General features: G+C 35.1%; 16 protein-coding genes. 11 read left to right on the forward strand and 5 right to left on the reverse strand.

Annotation, left to right across the window (positions count from 1 at the left end; genetic code table 11):
- Window positions 1-35: 35 nt before the first annotated feature.
- A complete protein-coding gene (locus EKM03_RS13005; RefSeq protein ID WP_126740556.1) occupies window positions 36-3,587 on the reverse strand; it encodes a PAS domain S-box protein in 3,552 nt (1,183 codons plus the stop codon).
- Between the two features lie 344 nt (window positions 3,588-3,931).
- Here EKM03_RS13005 and dnaG point away from each other — a divergent pair, with 344 nt between their 5' ends.
- Window positions 3,932-5,914 (forward strand): DNA primase, encoded by a 1,983-nt coding sequence (dnaG, locus tag EKM03_RS13010; RefSeq protein WP_126740557.1) that lies wholly within the window; start codon window positions 3,932-3,934, stop codon window positions 5,912-5,914.
- Between the two features lie 141 nt (window positions 5,915-6,055).
- On the opposite strand, the gene EKM03_RS13015 is transcribed toward dnaG, so the two are convergent.
- On the reverse strand, window positions 6,056-6,685 hold the full coding sequence (locus EKM03_RS13015) for a response regulator transcription factor (RefSeq protein WP_126461693.1): 630 nt from the start codon (window positions 6,683-6,685) through the stop codon (window positions 6,056-6,058).
- 94 nt (window positions 6,686-6,779) lie between these two features.
- Window positions 6,780-7,583, reverse strand: coding sequence for an NAD(+) synthase (nadE, locus tag EKM03_RS13020; RefSeq protein ID WP_126461696.1), 804 nt, complete (start codon window positions 7,581-7,583; stop codon window positions 6,780-6,782).
- Window positions 7,584-7,683: 100 nt separating this feature from the next.
- Here nadE and gldB point away from each other — a divergent pair, with 100 nt between their 5' ends.
- Complete coding sequence (gene gldB / locus EKM03_RS13025) at window positions 7,684-8,640, forward strand: gliding motility lipoprotein GldB (RefSeq protein WP_126740558.1); 957 nt, start codon at window positions 7,684-7,686, stop codon at window positions 8,638-8,640.
- Window positions 8,640-8,975 carry a gliding motility protein GldC gene (gene gldC, locus EKM03_RS13030; RefSeq protein ID WP_126554651.1) on the forward strand — a complete coding sequence of 112 codons (336 nt, stop codon included), beginning with the start codon at window positions 8,640-8,642 and terminating at the stop codon, window positions 8,973-8,975. The genes gldB and gldC overlap by 1 nt, the downstream gene beginning before the upstream one ends.
- Before the next feature lie 80 nt (window positions 8,976-9,055).
- On the opposite strand, the gene yihA is transcribed toward gldC, so the two are convergent.
- Both yihA and EKM03_RS13040 read right to left on the reverse strand, forming a co-directional pair.
- A complete protein-coding gene (gene yihA / locus EKM03_RS13035; protein ID WP_126740559.1) occupies window positions 9,056-9,676 on the reverse strand; it encodes a ribosome biogenesis GTP-binding protein YihA/YsxC in 621 nt (206 codons plus the stop codon).
- Between the two features lie 25 nt (window positions 9,677-9,701).
- Window positions 9,702-10,481 (reverse strand): alpha/beta fold hydrolase, encoded by a 780-nt coding sequence (locus EKM03_RS13040; RefSeq protein ID WP_126461705.1) that lies wholly within the window; start codon window positions 10,479-10,481, stop codon window positions 9,702-9,704.
- 378 nt (window positions 10,482-10,859) lie between these two features.
- Between EKM03_RS13040 and mraZ the strand changes: the two genes are divergently transcribed.
- The 8 genes from mraZ to EKM03_RS13080 all read left to right on the forward strand — a co-directional run bounded on the left by mraZ (window position 10,860) and on the right by EKM03_RS13080 (window position 20,146).
- Window positions 10,860-11,333 carry a division/cell wall cluster transcriptional repressor MraZ gene (gene mraZ, locus EKM03_RS13045; RefSeq protein WP_126562845.1) on the forward strand — a complete coding sequence of 158 codons (474 nt, stop codon included), beginning with the start codon at window positions 10,860-10,862 and terminating at the stop codon, window positions 11,331-11,333.
- Complete coding sequence (rsmH, locus tag EKM03_RS13050) at window positions 11,308-12,216, forward strand: 16S rRNA (cytosine(1402)-N(4))-methyltransferase RsmH (RefSeq protein ID WP_197037212.1); 909 nt, start codon at window positions 11,308-11,310, stop codon at window positions 12,214-12,216. Before mraZ ends, rsmH begins: the two co-directional genes overlap by 26 nt.
- 105 nt (window positions 12,217-12,321) lie before the next feature.
- Window positions 12,322-12,669 (forward strand): FtsL-like putative cell division protein, encoded by a 348-nt coding sequence (locus EKM03_RS13055; RefSeq protein ID WP_126452681.1) that lies wholly within the window; start codon window positions 12,322-12,324, stop codon window positions 12,667-12,669.
- The gene (locus EKM03_RS13060) at window positions 12,660-14,663 is read left to right on the forward strand and encodes a penicillin-binding protein 2 (RefSeq protein ID WP_126461714.1); all 2,004 of its coding nucleotides are present in this window, start codon (window positions 12,660-12,662) and stop codon (window positions 14,661-14,663) included. The genes EKM03_RS13055 and EKM03_RS13060 overlap by 10 nt, the downstream gene beginning before the upstream one ends.
- The gene (locus tag EKM03_RS13065; RefSeq protein ID WP_126461717.1) at window positions 14,660-16,123 is read left to right on the forward strand and encodes a UDP-N-acetylmuramoyl-L-alanyl-D-glutamate--2,6-diaminopimelate ligase; all 1,464 of its coding nucleotides are present in this window, start codon (window positions 14,660-14,662) and stop codon (window positions 16,121-16,123) included. The genes EKM03_RS13060 and EKM03_RS13065 overlap by 4 nt, the downstream gene beginning before the upstream one ends.
- A 98-nt stretch (window positions 16,124-16,221) precedes the next feature.
- On the forward strand, window positions 16,222-17,451 hold the full coding sequence (mraY, locus tag EKM03_RS13070) for a phospho-N-acetylmuramoyl-pentapeptide-transferase (protein ID WP_126461720.1): 1,230 nt from the start codon (window positions 16,222-16,224) through the stop codon (window positions 17,449-17,451).
- A gap of 1 nt (window position 17,452) precedes the next feature.
- A complete protein-coding gene (murD, locus tag EKM03_RS13075; RefSeq protein WP_126461723.1) occupies window positions 17,453-18,784 on the forward strand; it encodes a UDP-N-acetylmuramoyl-L-alanine--D-glutamate ligase in 1,332 nt (443 codons plus the stop codon).
- Between the two features lie 72 nt (window positions 18,785-18,856).
- Window positions 18,857-20,146: an FtsW/RodA/SpoVE family cell cycle protein gene (locus EKM03_RS13080; protein ID WP_126461726.1), complete on the forward strand. Its 1,290-nt coding sequence runs from the start codon at window positions 18,857-18,859 to the stop codon at window positions 20,144-20,146.
- Window positions 20,147-20,177: the final 31 nt, after the last annotated feature.

A 20,177-nucleotide genomic window follows, 5' to 3' on the forward strand; every position in this document is an offset into this window, starting at 1 on the left:
CAGGAAATAGGAATCTCTGCTGGTTGAGATTCCTTCTAATTGTGTACTGGAAATTCAAGGGTTACCTTAGTTCCTTTTCCTAATTTACTTTCAAGTTGAATTGTTCCTGAGTTTTTTTCTGTAAATGTTTTTACGATATAGAGGCCTAATCCAGTTCCTTGGATTCCATCGGTATTACTGGCCCTAAAAAAAGTATTGAATAATTTTGGTTGATCTTCGGCTGGAATTCCAATACCTAAATCAATAATCTCTAAACAAATAGTTTTTTCGATGACACATAAATTTAGCTCAATATCACCAAAGCCTTCTGAATATTTAAAGGCATTGTTTAATAAGTTGAAAATAGTATATTCCATCAGTTTTTGATCTGCCATAACTCGAAAATTATCGCCTTTGATGGAGGTTTGAACTTTTCTTCCAATTAATTGATCGGGATAACTTATTTCGATCACATCCAGGCAAATTTGTTTTAAATCAAATTCGGTAGGATCGAAATTCGTTTTTCCGGAGTCCTCTTTTGAGATCGTTAGCACGGCATTCATCAATTGAACAATGCGATCAATTTCTTCAATAATACAATCAATTCTTTTTTGCAAACGGGGAGCATTTTCTATTTTTTCATGTTCTAAGTAAAGACTTATTAGTTCAGCACTAGTTCTGATGGTTGTCATAGGCGTTCTGAACTCATGTGAAATTGTGGATACTAAATTCGTGCGAAGATCATTTAAATCGCGTTCTTTCAGTAATGCTTTTTCAATTTTTTCTTCGGCTTCTTTTTGGGTGGTAATTTCTCTGTTTGAGGAATGAAAGCTAATTGTAACACCATTTTCTTTAACTAAATTGGCCTTAATTTCAAACCAAATATAATCGCCGCTTATGTTTCTAAACCGGATCTGAATTGCTATGTCTTCCATTTCTGTTAGAAAGCCTATGATGTGACTTTGAAGTTCCTCAATATCGTCAGGATGGGCATAATCTACAGGAAATTTCCCTATTAAAGATTGTGGGGTGTATCCTAATAGTTTTTCAATAGAAGGAGAAACGTATTTGAAAGAGGTGTCTGTATTATGCAAGCAAACTAAATCAACGGTGTTATCAGCTAAAAGACGGTATAAATTTTTAGCTTTGTTGAGCTGAATGGTTTTGATCCTGTTATTTTCTTCGGATAATATTTTGTTTTGTTTTTCAATCCTTTTCCGATCTGTTATATTGATCATCTGGAAAATATGACGCTTCGTTTTGTTTCGACTGCTTTTAATTATTGAAGCAGATATATACATCCAAATGACAGATTTATTTTTATGAATAAATCTTTTTTCTAAATTGAAATTAGAGATTTTTCCGGAATTTAATTGCTCTTTCAAAATAAAATCATTTTTTAAATCTTTTGGATAAGTTATTTCTTGAGAGGTTAAGGACGCAAATTCCTTTTTAGAATAGCCTAATATTTCACAAAGTTTTTCATTGACTTCTACAAAATTATCATCAATGTCTATTAACGCCATTCCTGCTGCCGAATATTCAAAAGCATCTTTAAACTGTTCTTGGCTTTGTTGTAATTCATCTTTGAGTATCTTCTCCTTAGTGATCTCTTGCATTGCACCAATCATCCGTATGGCTTTACCTTCATTGTTTCGAATGATTATGGCCTTGTCATTTACGAATCCATAGGAAGTATCTGTTTTTTTATAACGATACTCATGGGACCATACATTATTTTGACTTTTAACAGCCACATCTAGACTTTCAAAAACAGCTTTTTTCTCATCCGGATGTAAAAAATTATTAAGCAAACTAGCTGCTAGTACATTTTTCTTAAATGTATAACCAAAAAGCGTTTTAAACCCATCTCCGACATAAATTTTGTCAGTGGTCAAATCCCAATCCCAAATGGCATCAAAAGTAGCCTTGCTAAAATAAGAAAAGCGCTCGTTACTTTCTTTTAAATCATCTTCTGCTTTTTTCTGTGCCGATATGTCAATAAAGGAACATATTACGAAAAGTAATTCATTGTGTTTTCCAAGTACGGGTACGGCATCAACCAACAACCATACTAAATTTTTAAGTGTGGGATTATAGACTCCCATAATGACATTGTTTATTGGCTTTAGTGTCTGGATTGCTTGAGGGACTGCATGATCCTCCACTTTAAATAAAGTACCGTCAAGATGAATTGTCTTCCAGTGCTCGTCGTAGGATGTTTTTCCAAGTAATTGGTCTTCTGTGAGTCCTAGCATTTCGCAGGCTGCTTTGTTGTTTTCTAATATTTCTGAGTCAGGGCCTTGGACTATAATTCCCACAGCTATATTGTAGATTATACTTTTAGTAAGCTGTCTGCTTTTAATAATTTCTTGCTGGGTTTTTTTACTTTCAGTGATATCTACACCAAATCCTATCATCATTTCTAGGGTTTCATCTTCATGAAAAACAGGAGTTAGTTTTCGGGTATGATAGGTTTTTGTGCCATCAAGATGTTCTATAGTATCCTCCCACTCAATTGTATTCCTGGATTCTATGGCTTCTAGAAAATGGATGCGTCTTGTTTTTGCAAAGGCATCATCTCTGCCAGTATGTTTTGCATATTCAAAATCGTTTTTTCCTATAATGAATTTTCGTAGCTCCTCTTTTTTTATAGCGGCTGGATTTAAATACGTGTAGGTATGACTGCTGTCAAAAACGGCGACATCCGTTGGGAGCCTGTCCAATATTTTTTCATAAAATTCTTTTTGTAATACTAGCTTTTGTTGAATTTCAATATACTCCGTAATGTCTCTACAGTTTCCTATAAAAATTGGCAGACCATTTTTTTGAGATAATTTTAAACGTGTGGAATGCCAAACATAATAACCTTCCTGATGAAGAATTCTATAGGTAAATTCACCTTCATTTTTTCCGGTTTCAATTGCTTCACTTAAATAAGTTTTGCAATTTTCTAAATCGTCAGGATGTAAAAAAAAAGTATTGCTTTTGTCTAAAATATCTTTATTCTCATAGCCTAGGTATTTAGTCCAGTTGTCTGAAGCATAGGTGATTATTCCTTCTAGGTTAAGCTCGTAAGTAATTTCTTTTGAATTGTCAATAAATAATTGAAATTGAGTGTCCTGTTCTTTGATTGTTTTTTGTAAGCTCTGGTTTTCAATATGTAATTTTAATAAAGATTGGATTTGTAGCACAGTATATTTTAGATGTTTTAACTGCATTACAGAAAGCTCTCTAGGGCTAGTATCCATAATACAAAGAGTTCCAATGACTAGATTTTCATTAAAACATATAGGGAAACCCGCAAAAAAAGCTATTAAATTTAAATTTTCGGGAGGAGCATCAATGTCTTTATTAATGTCTGAGATAATTTTAATTTTATTTTGCTGGATGGTATTCTCATTAAGTGCAATAATAGTAGGAGAGATGGGAATATAATCAAAACCTATTTTTGTAACTATTATGGGACTAATAGAGTCTGTTAATGAAATAAATGCAAGAGGCATCTCGCATACCTCGGATGCAAATAATAAAACCGTATTGAATTCCTCTTGAATAGTTCTGTTTTCAAATAATTCGCTTATTTTTTTCTTGTCAAATACAGGCATAGGTTCTTGGTGTAATTGATTAATTAACAATTATTTTGCATCATAGATATAGGTTTTTTAAAGTAATTGTTTCTTTATCAATAAGTTGTAATGTAGATTGGGGGGGGATCAATTACAAAATAACGTCTAATTTATTAAATATAAAAGAATGTTAAAAACTAATAACTTTTTTAACTGATTTAAAATGATGATTTAGCGCGTTTCTTTGATTTGTAAAACATTAATAACTTCTTAAATTATCAAATGGAATGATTTATGAGTTTAACTAGGAGTTGATTTTATTTGTACTAACAATAATTTTTCAGGTTAAACTTTGTAACTTTGGATTTCAAAAAATAATAGATTTGATCACAAAAGCTACTATAGATACTGTTTTCGAAACTGCTCGGGTAGAGGAGGTTATCGGTGATTTTGTGCAATTAAAACGCGCAGGGAGTAACTTCAAAGGGCTTAGTCCTTTTTCGGAAGAGCGTTCTCCATCGTTTATGGTTTCCCCAGCAAAGGGAATCTGGAAAGATTTTAGTTCTGGAAAAGGAGGGAATTCAGTTGCTTTCTTAATGGAACACTCCCATTTCACTTACCCGGAAGCCATACGGTATTTAGCCAAAAAATACAATATAGAAATTGAGGAAACCGAGCAAACGGATCAAGAAAAAGCCATTACGGATGTACGGGAAAGTATGTATTTGGTATCGGAGTTTGCAAAAAGTTATTTTCATAACACCCTGTTCAATTCTGAAGAAGGCAAAGCAATAGGGTATTCTTATTTTAAAGAAAGAGGATTTACTGCGGATACAATTAAGAAATTTAGTTTGGGATATTCCCCTGAAAGTTGGGATGCCTTTACCAAAGAAGCCTTAGGGAAAGGTTATAAATTAGAGTTTCTAGAAAATACCGGACTCACAATTCCCAGAGATGACAGGCCTTTTGACAGGTTCAAAGGTCGCGTTATGTTTCCTATAGAAAGTATGTCAGGTCGAGTACTTGGTTTTGGAGGCAGAATTCTTACCAACGATAAAAAAGCGGCAAAATACTTGAATTCACCGGAAAGTGAAATTTACCATAAAAGTAAAGTGATGTATGGTATTTTTCAGGCCAAACAATCAATAGCCAAATTAAATAATTGTTATTTAGTCGAAGGATATACTGATGTAATTCAGTTCAACCAATCCGGAATTGAAAATGTGGTTGCTTCCTCAGGCACGGCGCTTACACCGGATCAAATCCGTTTAATAAACAGATTGACAAAAAATATCACAGTGCTTTTTGATGGTGATGCCGCAGGTTTACGGGCTTCTGTGCGTGGAATTGATCTAATTTTAGAGGAAGGAATGAATGTAAAAGTGTGTACGTTTCCTGATGGGGAAGATCCGGACAGTTTTGCAAAAAAAACATCTTATGAAGCGTTAGTTTTATACTTAGAGAATAACGCAAAAGATTTTATTCAGTTCAAAGCCTCTCTTTTGATGAATGAAGCGAAAAATGATCCCGTCAAAAAAGCAGATCTTATACGGGACATGGTCGTCAGCATTTCGAAAATTCCGGACAGGATTCAACGAGAAATTTATATCCAGGAATGTTCCAGAATAATGGATATTTCAGAGCAGGTTTTACTAAGCACTTTGGCGCAATTAGTCCAAAAAGACGGTATCGAAATTGAAAAAAAACACAAACAAAAGCAATTGCAGAATGCCTTTGACTATGTTAAAAATGACGATACTGTCCAGACTGACAAAGTAGATTCACTGTATCGATTTGAACGTAAAATAATTGAAATCCTATTGCTTTATGGTAACAAGACGGAAAAATTTGAAGAAGTTTTATTAAAGTCAAATAGCGACGGAGAAATTGTGGACGTTACCGAAATAAAAGAATTAAAAGTTTTTCAGAAAATATATTTGAGTTTGCAAGATGATGAAGTAGAATTTGCAAGTCCTATATTTAGAGATATATACAAAAATTTAATCGATTATTATTTGCAAAATGAGAACTCTGGGCTTGATAAATATATAAATCACTACCAGTCAGGTGTTCCTGATGAAGTAACTAATATTATAATGGAAGAGGAAAAAAATGTTTTGCACAATTGGACTGGTCAAAATATTTTCCCTAAAAGTAAAGAAGAAATGTTAAATCAGGATGTTTCGGACACATTGCTTACTTTAAGATGGTTTCTGCTTAGTGAGATTATTGAAGAGTTGAAAAACTCCGTTTCTAACGATCCGGAATCAGATAATATGGAGTCATTGTCTTTAGCAATGAGTTATATCGAGTTGCGAGGTAAGTTTTCAAAAAAATTAGGGCGAGTTGTGGTACGATACCATTAAAGGCTACACAATCTATAAATCAAAAAGCGCTGTATCTCTGAAATTTGATACAGAGATACAGCGCTTTTATTAATTGTAATGAATCACATGTAATCCATTCTTTTTTTTAAATTGCCTAGACGTGGTTAGGCCTCAATGGTACTAAACGATTTCTAACGTTTTTGCTTTGTTTACTAAATCTACTAGATTAGTAACATTTAGTTTTGTTAACAATCGCAGTTTGTACGTACTAATCGTTTTTTCATTTAGTTTAAGAATAGTCGCGATCTCGTGGTTTTTCTTTCCATCACTTAGATAACGCAAAACCTCCACTTCCCGGTTGGAAAGCTTACGATACAATCTTTCACTCTTGCTTTGTTTTGCAATTAAGGCTAAATTTTTCTTTACAGTCTCATTCATGATTATTTTTCCTTGGTGGACTTTAACAATCGACTGACCTAAGGTTTCTAGTTTTTCAGATTTGTGCACAAAGCCAGATACTCCGGCTTTAATGGCATTTGGCGCATAAATCTGTTCTGAAAGACCACTGAAGATAATGATTTTAGTTTTTGGAAAATTTTTCAAAAGTGCTTTCACTTCAAAAATACTGGAAAGACCTTCCAGTTCCAAGTCTAATATCAATACATCAATGTCTTTTGTTAAAAGTATATCCCGTACCATCAAAAAGTTACCAACATTGGCTACTATTGATATCTCGGCATTGTCTTTAAAGTAAGATTTTACTCCAAAATGCACAACGGGGTAATTATCGGCTATACATACTTTAATCATGATTTTAGTTTTTTAGAATTATTTATTATTGGAAATGTAAAATTAATAAATAAATTCTGTAATTAATTGTAAATCAATATAAAATATCATTTCTTTAATCTTTTGGGATAAAACAAACTGGTATTGCGGTCATTTTATGTTGATTATTAGTGTTTAATCGTTTGTAGATTTCAAAAACAATTTTGTCTCTTCCGGTAAAATTTTCGATTGATTTTCCAGCGTGATCTTCTGCCATTGCCCACTCTAGCTCATTATAGCTGGCGCCTAATTGATCTTCATCGGTTCTTTCATCTCCAAATAATCCGTCGGTGGGCGGTGCTTTCAAAATAGAATCTGGAATTTTTAAATAGTTGCCTAAAAGATAGACTTCTGACTTCATTAAGTCGGCAATAGGGCTTAAATCAACACCTCCATCGCCATATTTAGTATAAAAACCAACGCCAAAATCCTCTACTTTATTTCCCGTTCCGGCAACTAATAAACAATGAATGCCTGCAAAATAATACAATGTGGTCATTCTTAAGCGAGCTCGGGTGTTAGCCAGGGATAGGTTTACTTTAGAAATATCTGAATGATTACCGGGCACTATTTTTTTGAAACTCTCAAAAACAGATGTCAAATCAGCTTCCACGCTAGTTACGTTAGGGAATCTTTTTTTTAATTGTTCGATATGTTCCCGGCCTCTTGTTACATGGCTTTGCGCTTGATGGATGGGCATTTCAATACATAAAACCTGCAGTCCGGTCTGGGCGCATAGTGTAGAGGTTACCGCTGAATCAACTCCCCCTGAAATCCCAATAACAAATCCGTTCACTTTAGCATTTTCAGCATATGTTTTTAACCAATTTACAATAAGAGTATTTATTTTTTCGACGGGTAGTGCCCTTTTTTTAGTCATAATAGTTTACGTTTTAAAAAGTAGGAATGTATATTTGCACACTAAATTAGTTGCAGATGGGTTTCCTTAAATTCTGTGGTAACAAATTTAATTAATAATTATGAAAATAGATCTGTTGTTCCTCGTCTTTTGCCTCTTTTTTTTGTCATGTGATAAGAAAAGTAAAGTAGAGAATACTATTGCTGCAATTCCTGTACAAGTAAAATTAGAACGATTTGATAAAATATTTTTTGAAACGCCTCCAAAAGACTTAGAGAAAATAAAAAATGAGTTTCCTTTCTTTTTTCCTCCAGGAAATGACAACAGCGTTTGGCTGAATAAAATGCAGGATCCAATCTGGAGAGAATTATATACGGAAGTACAAAAAAAATATGCTGATATTGAACCGGTAAAAGAAGAATTAGAAGGCGTGCTTAAGCATATTAAATACTATTTTCCTGAAACAAAAATACCAAAAGTGATTACCGTAATCGCTGAGATGGACTATAATAATAAAGCCATTTATGCAGACAGTCTGGTTATTATCTCACTTGAATTGTATTTAGGGAAAGACCATAAATTTTATCAGTTTCCCAATTATTTAAAACAAAATTTTGAACAAAGACAGATTGCACCAGATGTAGTTTCGAGTTTTTCAACACGTAAAATTCCTCCTGTTTTAGATAAGGATTTGCTGAGTCAGATGATTTATTGTGGAAAACAATTGTATTTAAAAGACTTGCTTTTGCCAAAGTATACAGAAGCCGAAAAAATAGGGTATACGCCAGAGCAATTATTATGGTGTCAAGAAAATGAAAGTTACATGTGGCGTTATTTTATTGAGAAAGAATTACTTTACAGTAACGATCAAAAGTTAATTCCACGATTTATAAATCCAGCACCATTTTCTAAGTTTTATCTGGAAATAGACAATGAATCTCCAGGTCGGGTTGGTGCCTGGATCGGTTGGCAAATAGTGCGATCCTATATGAATAATAAGGATGCAGGTATTGCAGATCTGTTAAAAAAAGATGCGAAAGAAATATTTAAACAATCAAAATACAAACCTAAAAAGTAATGGCAAATACACATACCTCAGAAATTAAGTTTCTAATTGAATTAGATGAAAATAAGGTTCCGGAAAAATTAATGTGGACCGCTAAAGATGGCGGAGTAGAGCTGGAGGAAGCCAAAGCAATAATGTTGTCTATTTGGGATAGCAAAGCAAAAGAAAGTATGCGCATTGATTTGTGGACGAAGGAAATGCCGGTAGATGAAATGAAAATTTTCTTTCACCAGACTTTAGTGGCAATGTCTGAAACTTTCAAGCGTGCTACTGATGATGAAAAAATGGCGGATACGATGAAAGATTTTTGCGATTATTTTGCTGAAAAATTGGAGCTCACAAAGTAAATTTTTGTATTGTTTTGCAAAAAAATCCCAAGACTAAAGTGTAGTTTTGGGATTTTATTGCAATGCTCTTAGATTGTTTTCTAAAACTGGCTGTTGTTTTTAAAAACTGCCTGATTTACTTCTTCAATGTAATTTAATACGTCCTCTTTTCCGGTAGATTCAGTCGCTGATGTGACAAAGTAATGCGGCATTTCGGCCCAGTTATTCGCAAACATTTTCTTTTTATAAGCGGCTACGTGAGAGTCTATTTTTACCTTGCTGATTTTGTCCGCTTTCGTGAAAACTATACAAAAAGGAATTTCGCTTTCACCCATATACGACATGAATTCAATGTCGATAGTTTGTGCTTCGTGACGAATATCAATCAAAACAAAAGCACAAACAAGTTGCTCTCTGGTCTCAAAATAATCAGTGATGAATTCTTGAAAAATAGATTTTGTTTTTTTAGAAACTTTAGCATATCCATAACCGGGTAGATCGACAAGAAACCAATTGTTGTTAATTAAAAAATGATTAATCAATTGGGTTTTTCCTGGTCTGCCGGATGTTTTAGCTAATTTTTTTTGGTTGGTCAGCATATTTATCAAAGAGGATTTTCCTACATTTGATCGACCTATAAAAGCATATTCCGGTAAAAAGTCTTTTGGACATTTTGCCACATCAGAGTTGCTAATAACAAATTCGGCGGTATTAATTTTCATTTTTGCTAGGTATAAAATTCTCCTTTTACGATTTGTGTACGGATAAATGAGTGTTTGTAAGCCACTCCTCAAGTAAGCGATTGAATTCCTCCGGATGTTCCATCATGGCCGCATGACCGCAGTTATCGATCCAATATAAAGTAGAATTAGGTAATAATTTATTGAACTCTTCTGCTACATCTGGAGGGGTGACTTTGTCATTTTTTCCCCAAATAAGACAGGTTTGAACATGCATTTTAGGTAAATCTTTTGCCATATTATGGCGAATGGCACTTTTTGCAATAGTCAGTGTTTTGATCAATTTCATGCGGTCGTTAACAGACTCGTACACTTCGTCTATAAGTTCTTTAGTCGCAACTTTTGGATCATAAAATACATCTTCTGCTTTTTTCTTAATGTATTCATAGTCCCCCCTTTTTGGGTAGCTATCGCCCATGGCGCTTTCATAAAGACCTGAACTTCCGGTTATTACAAGACCGGCTACTTTTTCAGGATACATTTTAGTGTGGTACAATGCAATATGGCCACCAAGTGAATTTCCTAAAAGGATAACACGATCTAATCCTTTAAAAGTGATGAAATCCTTGACATATTTTGCAAAACTTTTCACGTTAGTTTTTAAAATATTTTGAGTATATATCGGTAAATCTGGAATAATTATTTTATATCCTCTTGTAGAAAAGTAGCTGGCAACGGTATCAAAGTTGCTAAGTCCCCCCATAAGTCCGTGTAAGATTACGATTGGAGTTCCTTCACCAGCTTCATAATAGCTGTATCTGCCTTCTTTTTTGTAGTGTTTTTCCATTTTTTGTAAATGCGGATTTTCAATTTTGACAAATATAGGATTTAATAAATAAAAATGGATTTTTAGAACAATTTTTAATTGTAAAATTATCCCACTTTAGATAAAATTTAGTTATTTTTTTTTAGGATTTAGCAACAAATTTCTATGTAAATGCCTTTTATTTTTACATTAAAAAAATCAAATTTCATTGGTTTTGGCAGTCTTTTTTCTATAACGATCTCTTTCTTACAAATTAAGCAGAATGGGTTAATGGCCTGATTGTCCAAAAAGTAAGGGTTTTTGTTTGAAAGTGGTTAAACTTATTAACAAAGTGGGGTATAGTGGTAGATAGTGGTAATATTTTTTATATTTTTGCTCAACATCATTTAATATTTTTTCTTGGATACAATTATTGGAACATATGAATGTAAAGTTGATGCTAAAGGAAGGGTGCTGTTGCCGGCGCCTTTGAAAAAGCAATTGGCACCTTCACTTCAAAACGGATTTGTTTTGAAGCGTTCCGTTTTTCAGCCCTGTCTGGAGTTATATCCCATGGAGGAGTGGAATGTAATGATGCAAAAAATCAATAAACTCAATCGATTTGTAAAGAAAAACAATGACTTCATCCGCAGGTTTACTGCAGGCGTAAAAGTGGTTGAGATCGATGCATTAGGACGATTATTGGTACCTAAAGATTTAGTAGTTTTTGCCAGTATTACAAAAGAGGTAGTGTTTTCGTCAGCCGTAAACATTGTGGAAATTTGGGATAAAGAATGGTATGAAAAATCAATAAATGGGGAAGATGTTGATTTTGCAGATTTAGCAGAGGAAGTAATGGGAAATATAAATGACAACGACGATGGAATATCATAATCCGGTTTTGCTTCAGGCATCAGTAGATGGTTTAAATATTAAGCCAGATGGCATTTATGTTGATGTCACTTTTGGGGGTGGCGGTCATTCAAAAGAAATTTTGAAAAGGCTAGGGCCGGATGGAAAGTTATTTGCTTTTGATCAGGACGAAGATGCATTAGCAAATGCTTTGCCGGACGAAAGATTTACGCTGATTAACGAGAATTTTCGTTTTGTAAAGCGGTTCTTGCGTTTTTACGGTGTGAAAAGTGTGGATGGTATCTTAGCAGATTTAGGTGTTTCATCGCATCAGTTTGATGTTCCGGAAAGAGGGTTTTCGACTCGTTTTGATGCCGATCTGGATATGCGAATGAGTCAAAAAAATGATTTGAATGCCTATAAAGTGGTCAATGAATATGATGAAGCAAATCTAAAAAGAGTGTTTTTGGATTATGGCGAATTGAAAAATGCTCCTGTTTTGGCAAGAACAATTGTAGAGGCAAGAGAGCTGCAGCCAATCAAAACAACAGATGAGTTGAAAGCCGTTTTGGCGCGATATTTACCGGAAAGAGTTCGAAATAAAATATTAGCCCAAATATATCAGGCCATTCGAATTGAGGTAAATCAGGAAATGGATGTTTTGAAAGAGTTTTTAGAGCAATCTCTGGAAATATTAAATCCAGCAGGGAGATTAAGTGTAATATCCTATCATTCCTTAGAAGACAGATTGGTAAAAAGATTTATCAAAAACGGAATGTTCGAAGGAGAGCCGGAAAGAGATTTTTTTGGTAACTTTTCTGTTCCTTTTAAAACCATTGGTAAACTAACAGTTCCGAATGCCGAAGAAATAAAAGCAAATAACAGAGCGCGAAGCGCAAAATTAAGAATTGCTGAAAAAATATAATCCCCACCCGGCCTCCCCAAAAGGGAGGAGCCAAACAGGAAAAATAAATATTAACTTTTAATATCTCGGCTCCCTCTCCTTTGGAGGGGGTCGGGGAGAGGACAAATGAAAAACGGAGTGTATAGCATATTGAAAGCGAAGTTTCTTATTGATGATGATGCTGTCAAAAACTGGCGGTTCATTGTTTTTATCCTTTTGTTAGCTATTGTTATGATTGCAAATACTCAGCGATTTGAGCAAAAAGTATTTAAAATTACGGAGCTCACCGGACGGGTTAAAGAGTTGCGTTCCGAATTTGTAGATCGGCGGTCTGAGTTAATGAAATTAAAAATGGAATCAACGGTTTCTGAAAAAATGATAGAAAAAGAAATCTTTCCTTCAACAGTTCCGCCAATTAAAATAAAAGTTAAAAAAGAGGAAGATAAAAGCTTCTTTAAAAAATTATGGCAGTAGAAGATAAATACATATCCTACAGAATTTATCTGGTCGCATTTGGAATTTTCCTGATGGCGATCGCGATAGCCGTAAAATTAACAAATATTCAATGGGTAGAGGGTGATTATTATAGAAAATTAGCCAAACAAAGAACCGTTAAAAATTTTATTATTCCGGCCAATAAGGGGAATATTTATTCTGCTGATGGAAGTCTTTTGGCTACATCAATTCCAAATTATGAAATACGCTTTGATGCACTTGCTTCAAAAACAGAATTATTTGAGAAGAATGTGAAACCATTATCAGACTCTTTGGCTCTATTGTTAGGGAAATCAGCAAATTATTTTGAAAATGAATTAAGAAAAGCCCGGGGCAATAAAAACAGATATTATTTAGTGGCCCGAGATTTAAGTTATACAGAATATGTTAGAATCAAAGGGTTTCCTTTATTTAATCTTGGTGCTTATAAAGGAGGAATTATTGTAGAACAGGAAACCATAAGAGAGCATCCTATTGGAAAAATTGCAGAACGTACTGTAGGGTATGAGCGAACATCAAACGGGCAATCGCTGGATGGAAAAGGAATTGAATGGGCTTTTAGGAATTATCTAAATGGTAAAGACGGTAAAATATTAAAACAGAAAATAGCCAAGGGACAGTGGAAACCCATACGCGATGTTAATGAAGTAGACCCTCAGGATGGCTATGATGTGATATCAACAATTGATGTTTATATTCAGGATATCGCACATCATGCTTTGCTTAAACAGTTGGAATTGTATCAGGCAGATCATGGTTCTGTAGTGGTTATGGAAACTAAAACGGGTCATGTGAAAGCAATTTCTAATTTAGGAAGAGCAAAAGACGGAACGTACTACGAAACCACTAATTACGCAGTAGCGGAGTCTCATGAACCGGGTTCTACCTATAAATTAGCGGATTTGATGGCACTTCTGGAAGATAAAAAAGCGGATACCAGTTCTGTTTATGACAGCAAAGGAGGAGTCGTTGTATATTCAGGTAAAAAAGTGCGTGATTCCCACAAAGGCGGTTATGGAAAAATTTCTTTAGCAAGAGGTTTTGAACTTTCGTCTAATACCATCATGGTTCAGGCGGTGTATGAAGCGTACAAAAATAACCCGTCGCAATTTGTCAATCATCTTAATGATTTTGGATTAAACAAAACTTTAGGACTCTCCATCAAAGGGGAGGGCGTGCCTTATATCCCTCAGCCAGGCGATAAAAACTGGTCAAATATTTCGCTTCCTTGGATGGCTTTTGGATATGGAGTCCACATAACTCCCATGCAGACACTGGCATTTTATAATGCGGTTGCCAATGATGGGGAAATGGTAAAGCCTCAATTTGTTTCTGAAATAAAAGAATGGAACAGAACCATCAAAAAATATGAGAAAGAAGTTTTGAATCCAAGAATTTGTTCCCCACAAACTATTTCCAAATTAAGGGCAGTTCTGGCAAATGTTGTCAAAAAAGGAACGGCTTCTAAATTATATTCAAAAGATTTTTCGATGGCAGGAAAAACAGGAACAGCGGCGGTGAATTACGGAAAGGCTGGAGGAACTGGAAAATATTATGCGTCGTCTTTTGTGGGCTACTTCCCGGCAGACAAACCAATGTATTCTTGTATAGTTGTGGTGCATAAACCAAGTACAGCGCTAAATAATTATTACGGTGCGGATGTGGCTGGGCCCGTTTTTAAGAGAATCGCACAAAAAATATTTACCGATGCCCCTTCGACAAATGAAATTAAAAATTTAGATAGAAAGATACCAAAACAAGAAAATAATTATGATTCTTATTTTGTGAAATCTCAGAACAAACAACAGTTTATACCCAATGTAAAAGGAATGCCAGGAATGGATGCTGTTGCTTTATTAGGAAATTTGGGAGTCAAAGTAAAGGTCGTAGGAGTTGGAAAAGTGAAAAAACAGTCGCTTGAAGCAGGTCAAAATATTCTAAAAAACACAACGATACTATTGGAATTATCATGAGTATACTAAAAGACATATTATACAAAGTAGCCATTGAAGCCGTAATGGGTTCGACGGATATTGCTGTAAACAAAATAGATTTCGATTCTAGAAAAATTGAGTCTAACGATGTTTTTGTAGCAATTCGTGGGTCAATATCAGACGGTCATGATTTTATAGGAAAAGCAATCGCATTAGGAGCAGTTGCGGTGATTTGTGACACATTTCCGGAAATTATTGAAAAAGGAATTACGTACGTTCAGGTAAAAGATACGAATTCAGCCTTGGCATTTATGGCCTCTAATTATTTTGGGGATCCTTCTAAGAACCTGAAATTGGTTGGAATTACAGGAACAAACGGGAAAACCACAATTGCTTCTTTGTTGTATCAATTGTTTAAAAAGGCAGGGTTTAAAGTGGGATTGCTCTCAACAGTTAAAATTTTAGTTGATGATATTGAATATAAAGCCACACACACGACTCCGGATTCGATTACTATAAATTACTATTTGAATGAAATGGTCAAAAATGGAGTCGACTATTGTTTTATGGAAGTCAGTTCTCATGGTATTCACCAAAAAAGAACCGAAGCCTTGCATTTTGTAGGGGGTATTTTTACTAATTTGTCTCATGATCATTTGGATTATCATCCAACGTTTGCAGAATACAGAGATGTAAAAAAGGCCTTCTTTGATAATTTGCCTAAAACTGCCTTCGCATTATCGAATATTGATGATAAAAATGGGCAAGTAATGTTACAAAATACAACAGCCAAAAAATGTACGTATGCCTTAAAATCGTATGCGGATTATAAAGCGAAAATCCTGGAAAATCAATTGTCCGGTTTGTTGTTGAAAATAAACGGAAATGAAGTTTGGGTTAAGCTGATAGGAACATTTAATGCGTATAATTTAGTAGCTATTTATGGAGCGGCAGTCGAATTAGGAATGGAAAGTCTGGAAGTACTTCGTTTATTGTCGGATTTAGAAAGTGTTTCGGGACGTTTCCAATTTATTGTTTCTGCTTCAAATATTACCGCTATTGTAGATTATGCCCATACGCCGGATGCTTTAGAAAATGTACTAAAAACCATCAATGACATTCGCGCCAAAAATGAACAGTTGATCACCGTTGTGGGGTGCGGTGGTAATAGAGACAAAAGCAAGCGCCCTATTATGGCCGGAATTGCCGCTGAATGGAGTGATACAGCAATTTTCACTTCGGATAATCCAAGAAATGAAAATCCGGAAGTGATTATCACCGAAATGGAACACGGTGTAGCCGCTCAAAACTATAAAAAAGTGCTGTCAATAACCGATAGAAAGCAAGCCATAAAAACCGCATGTCAATTGGCACAGCCCAACGATATTATTTTAATTGCTGGGAAAGGGCATGAGACGTATCAGGAAATAAATGGAATTCGCCTTGATTTTGATGACATGGAAATAGTTAAAAAAACACTAGGCCAACTGGGAAAATAAAAGTTTAACCGGAGTAACTGTTTATTTGTTTATGGGAATATCCAAATAACCGATTAACCAAATAACCAAAAAAAGATAAACCAAATAAACAAAGAGATATGCTATACTATTTATTTGAATATTTAGACAAAACACTTGACGTTCCGGGAACCGGTGTTTTTCAGTACATCACTTTTAGATCTGCATTAGCATTGATGCTTTCGTTGTTGTTATCAACAATTTACGGAAAAATTATAATTCGCTTTTTGCAAAGACAGCAAGTGGGTGAAACCGTGCGAGAGCTTGGTTTAGCTGGTCAGAACGAAAAAGCGGGTACGCCGACCATGGGTGGATTAATCATTATTTTTGCTACGCTGGTACCGGTATTATTATTTGCAAAATTGCATAATATCTACATTGTGTTATTGATTGTTACCACGCTTTGGATGGGGACTATTGGTTTTATAGATGATTATATTAAAATTTTCAAAAGAGACAAACAAGGATTAAAAGGAATATTTAAGGTTGTTGGTCAAGTGGGTTTAGGTCTCATTGTGGGAACCGTCTTGTATTTTCATGCCGGGGTTACAGTGAGAACGGATATTGGTAAAGCCAATGTTTTCAAGGCTTCTACTGAAAATGTAGTTTTTCAAGCGCCGCTCGAAGAAAAATCAACTGCAACAACGATTCCTTTTTTTAAAAATAATGAATTCGATTATGCGGAACTATTAGCATGGACTGGGGAAGGATATGAAAAATGGGCTTGGTTGATTTTTATTCCGGTTGTTATTTTTATTATCACCGCTGTTTCTAATGGAGCTAATTTGACTGATGGAATAGATGGTTTGGCAGCAGGAACATCCGCGATTTCAGTATTGGCACTGGGAATATTTACGTTTGTTTCGGGAAACATTATTTTCTCTAATTATCTGAACATCATGTATATCCCTAATTCAGGGGAAATGACAGTCTTTATTGCGGCTTTTGTTGGATCGTTAATCGGGTTTCTTTGGTACAATTCGTATCCGGCATCTGTTTTTATGGGTGATACAGGAAGTTTAACAATAGGCGGAATTATTGCAGTTCTGGCAATTGCAGTCCGCAAAGAAATGCTGATTCCTTTATTGTGCGGAATTTTTCTTGTCGAAAATTTATCTGTGATTCTTCAGGTCAGTTATTTCAAGTATACCAAGAAACGCTTTGGCGAAGGCCGAAGAATATTTTTAATGTCGCCTTTGCATCACCATTATCAGAAAAAGGGCTATCACGAAAGTAAAATTGTGACCCGGTTTTGGATTGTTGCCATCATGCTGGCCATTTTGTCAATCGTTACTTTAAAATTAAGATAACATGAGGCTAGTAATTTTAGGTGGAGGCGAAAGCGGTGTTGGCACTGCTATTCTGGGTAAGAAAAAAGGATATGATGTTTTTGTGTCTGATTTTGGAAAGATAAAAGAGAATTACAAAGAGGTTCTTCTTATTAATGAAATAACCTGGGAAGAGCAGCTGCATACGGAAGAATTGATTTTGAATGCTGATGTGGTGATGAAAAGTCCCGGAATTTCGGATAATTCTCCAATTGTAAAAAAATTAAAGGAGAAAGGAATCTCGGTAATTTCTGAAATTGAGTTTGCTGCTCCTTACACTGAGGCTACCATTATAGGGATAACTGGGAGTAACGGAAAGACCACCACTACAATGCTGACACATCATTTGCTAAAAGCAGCGGGGCTAAATGTAGGATTGGGGGGCAATATAGGAAAGAGTTTTGCCTGGCAAGTTGCTGATAATAAATATGATTTGTATGTGCTTGAATTGAGTAGTTTTCAGCTGGACGGGATTGAAAATTTCAAACCGCATATTGCCATAATTACCAATATAAGCCCGGATCATCTGGATCGATATAATTATAAATATGAAAATTATATTGACGCAAAATTCAGGATTACGATGAATCAGACTCAGGAGGATTACCTCATTTATGATGCGGATGACGAAGCCATCAATGAATGGTTCAAAACACACACAACAAAGGCGAAATTAATTCCTTTTTCATTGACTAAAACATTCAACGAAGGAGCTTATATACAAAACAACAAAATGGAAATAAAGATTAATCAGGAAGAGTTTACAATGGACACCGAACACATTGCTTTAGAAGGGAAACATAACATGAAAAACGCAATGGCAGCAACTTCTGTGGCAAAATTAATGCAAATAAGAAAAGCTACAATTCGGGAGAGTCTTTCTAATTTTCAAGGAGTAGAACACCGTTTAGAAAAAGTTTTTAAAATCCAAAACGTGCAGTATATTAATGATTCTAAAGCAACGAATGTGAACGCTACTTTTTTTGCATTAGACAGTATGAATGCTCCTACGGTATGGATTGTGGGCGGGGTTGATAAAGGAAATGATTACAATGAATTGATGTCCTTAGTGCGTGAAAAAGTTAAAGCGATTATCTGCCTTGGTGTGGATAATAAAAAGATAATTGATGTTTTTGGGAATGTGGTTGACATGATGATTGAAGTGTCCAGTATGGATGATGCGGTGAGAATGGCACAACGAGTATCAGAAAAAGGAGACGTAGTGTTATTGTCCCCGGCATGTGCCAGTTTTGATTTATTTGAAAATTATGAGGACAGAGGAAATCAGTTTAAACTAGCCGTTAGAAATTTATAGAAAAAAGGTTTTAGGTTCTAGGTGCTAGGTTTTAGCGCCAAAATCCAAAACCAAAAAAAGCCAAAACCAAAAATGAAGCAACTAATAAACAATTTGAAAGGAGATAGAGTAATTTGGTCATTCGTGGCTTTATTGGCTTTGTTTTCCTTTATGCCTGTTTTTAGTGCGAGTAGTAACTTGGCCTATCTTGGTCGGGGAACCGGAAATACATTGGGCTATTTAGTCAAACATTTGGCTCATATTTGTATTGGTTTTTTAATTATTTACTGGGTTCATAAAGTACCGTATCATTATTTTCGGGCTATTTCTAAAGTAGGATTGCCCGTTGTTTGGGTTTTATTGGCCTACACATTAATCAAAGGAACAGTTATTGCCGGCGCTAATGCCAGTCGATGGATTCAGGTTCCGTTTATTGGGGTCACGTTCCAAACGTCAACATTGGCCTCAATAGTGTTGTTTATTTTTGTAGCGCGGTACTTGTCTAAAACCAGGGAAGTCCCTATTACTTTTAAGTCTTCAATTTGGGAGCTTTGGACGCCGGTATTCATTACCTTAATGTTTATTTTGCCAGCTAATTTCTCAACAACGGCATTGATTTTTTCGATGGTATTGATGTTGGTTTTTATTGGAAAATATCCTATCAAATACATTGCAGTCATTCTGGGTTCAGGAATTGTATTTCTGGCCTTTTTTATTCTGCTTTCAAAAGCGTTCCCTGATTCGAAATTTTTTAGTAGGGTAGGAACTTGGGGAAACAGAATTGAAAGTTTTACCACAGATAAACCAGAGGAAGACGATTACCAAATTGAAAAAGCGAAAATTGCAATTGCATCCGGAAAAATATACGGATTAGGTCCGGGGAAAAGCATTCAAAAGAACTTTTTGCCACAATCTTCTTCTGATTTTATTTTTGCAATTATTGTAGAAGAATATGGGCTCATTGGAGGTTTAGGCGTGCTTACACTATACTTATTGTTGTTGTTCCGATTTGTTATTGCCTCACACAAAGCCACCACGCTCTTTGGGAAATTAGTCGTCATAGGTTTGGGTTTTCCAATGATATTCCAGGCCATGGTCAACATGGCTGTTGCTGTAGAATTATTGCCGGTCACTGGACAAACATTACCCTTGATTAGCAGCGGAGGAAGTTCTATCTGGATGACGTGTTTTGCCCTTGGAATCATTATTAGTGTGACCAAAAAAGAAGAAGAGATCGTACAAGAATTGAAAGAAGCAGCCAAAAGGGAAGAAGCACTTCAGAAATTAATCGATAGGGAACTAGAAGAAGAAACAGTGGTTGAGGAATCCTATTCTATTGAAGATAAAGCGAAAAATCCATTGCAGGCAGTTTTAAATAAATAAGTTGTTTTATAAAAACACAATAACGCAGTAA

The sequence above is a fragment of the Flavobacterium sp. GSP6 genome (assembly GCF_003984855.1).
Classification (GTDB): Bacteria; Bacteroidota; Bacteroidia; order Flavobacteriales; family Flavobacteriaceae; genus Flavobacterium.

Excerpts from the sequence above, each read along its gene's own strand:
- EKM03_RS13060 (WP_126461714.1), top strand. The coding sequence starts at position 12,660 with ATGGCAGTAGAAGATAAATACATATCCTACAGAATTTATCTGGTCGCA.
- EKM03_RS13040 (WP_126461705.1), bottom strand. The coding sequence starts at position 10,481 with ATGGAAAAACACTACAAAAAAGAAGGCAGATACAGCTATTATGAAGCT.
- yihA (WP_126740559.1), bottom strand. The coding sequence starts at position 9,676 with ATGAAAATTAATACCGCCGAATTTGTTATTAGCAACTCTGATGTGGCA.
- mraY (WP_126461720.1), top strand. The coding sequence starts at position 16,222 with ATGCTATACTATTTATTTGAATATTTAGACAAAACACTTGACGTTCCG.
- gldB (WP_126740558.1), top strand. The coding sequence starts at position 7,684 with ATGAAAATAGATCTGTTGTTCCTCGTCTTTTGCCTCTTTTTTTTGTCA.
- EKM03_RS13055 (WP_126452681.1), top strand. The coding sequence starts at position 12,322 with ATGAAAAACGGAGTGTATAGCATATTGAAAGCGAAGTTTCTTATTGAT.
- nadE (WP_126461696.1), bottom strand. The coding sequence starts at position 7,583 with ATGACTAAAAAAAGGGCACTACCCGTCGAAAAAATAAATACTCTTATT.
- gldC (WP_126554651.1), top strand. The coding sequence starts at position 8,640 with ATGGCAAATACACATACCTCAGAAATTAAGTTTCTAATTGAATTAGAT.
- murD (WP_126461723.1), top strand. The coding sequence starts at position 17,453 with ATGAGGCTAGTAATTTTAGGTGGAGGCGAAAGCGGTGTTGGCACTGCT.
- EKM03_RS13065 (WP_126461717.1), top strand. The coding sequence starts at position 14,660 with ATGAGTATACTAAAAGACATATTATACAAAGTAGCCATTGAAGCCGTA.
- EKM03_RS13005 (WP_126740556.1), bottom strand. The coding sequence starts at position 3,587 with ATGCCTGTATTTGACAAGAAAAAAATAAGCGAATTATTTGAAAACAGA.
- rsmH (WP_197037212.1), top strand. The coding sequence starts at position 11,308 with ATGACAACGACGATGGAATATCATAATCCGGTTTTGCTTCAGGCATCA.
- EKM03_RS13080 (WP_126461726.1), top strand. The coding sequence starts at position 18,857 with ATGAAGCAACTAATAAACAATTTGAAAGGAGATAGAGTAATTTGGTCA.
- EKM03_RS13015 (WP_126461693.1), bottom strand. The coding sequence starts at position 6,685 with ATGATTAAAGTATGTATAGCCGATAATTACCCCGTTGTGCATTTTGGA.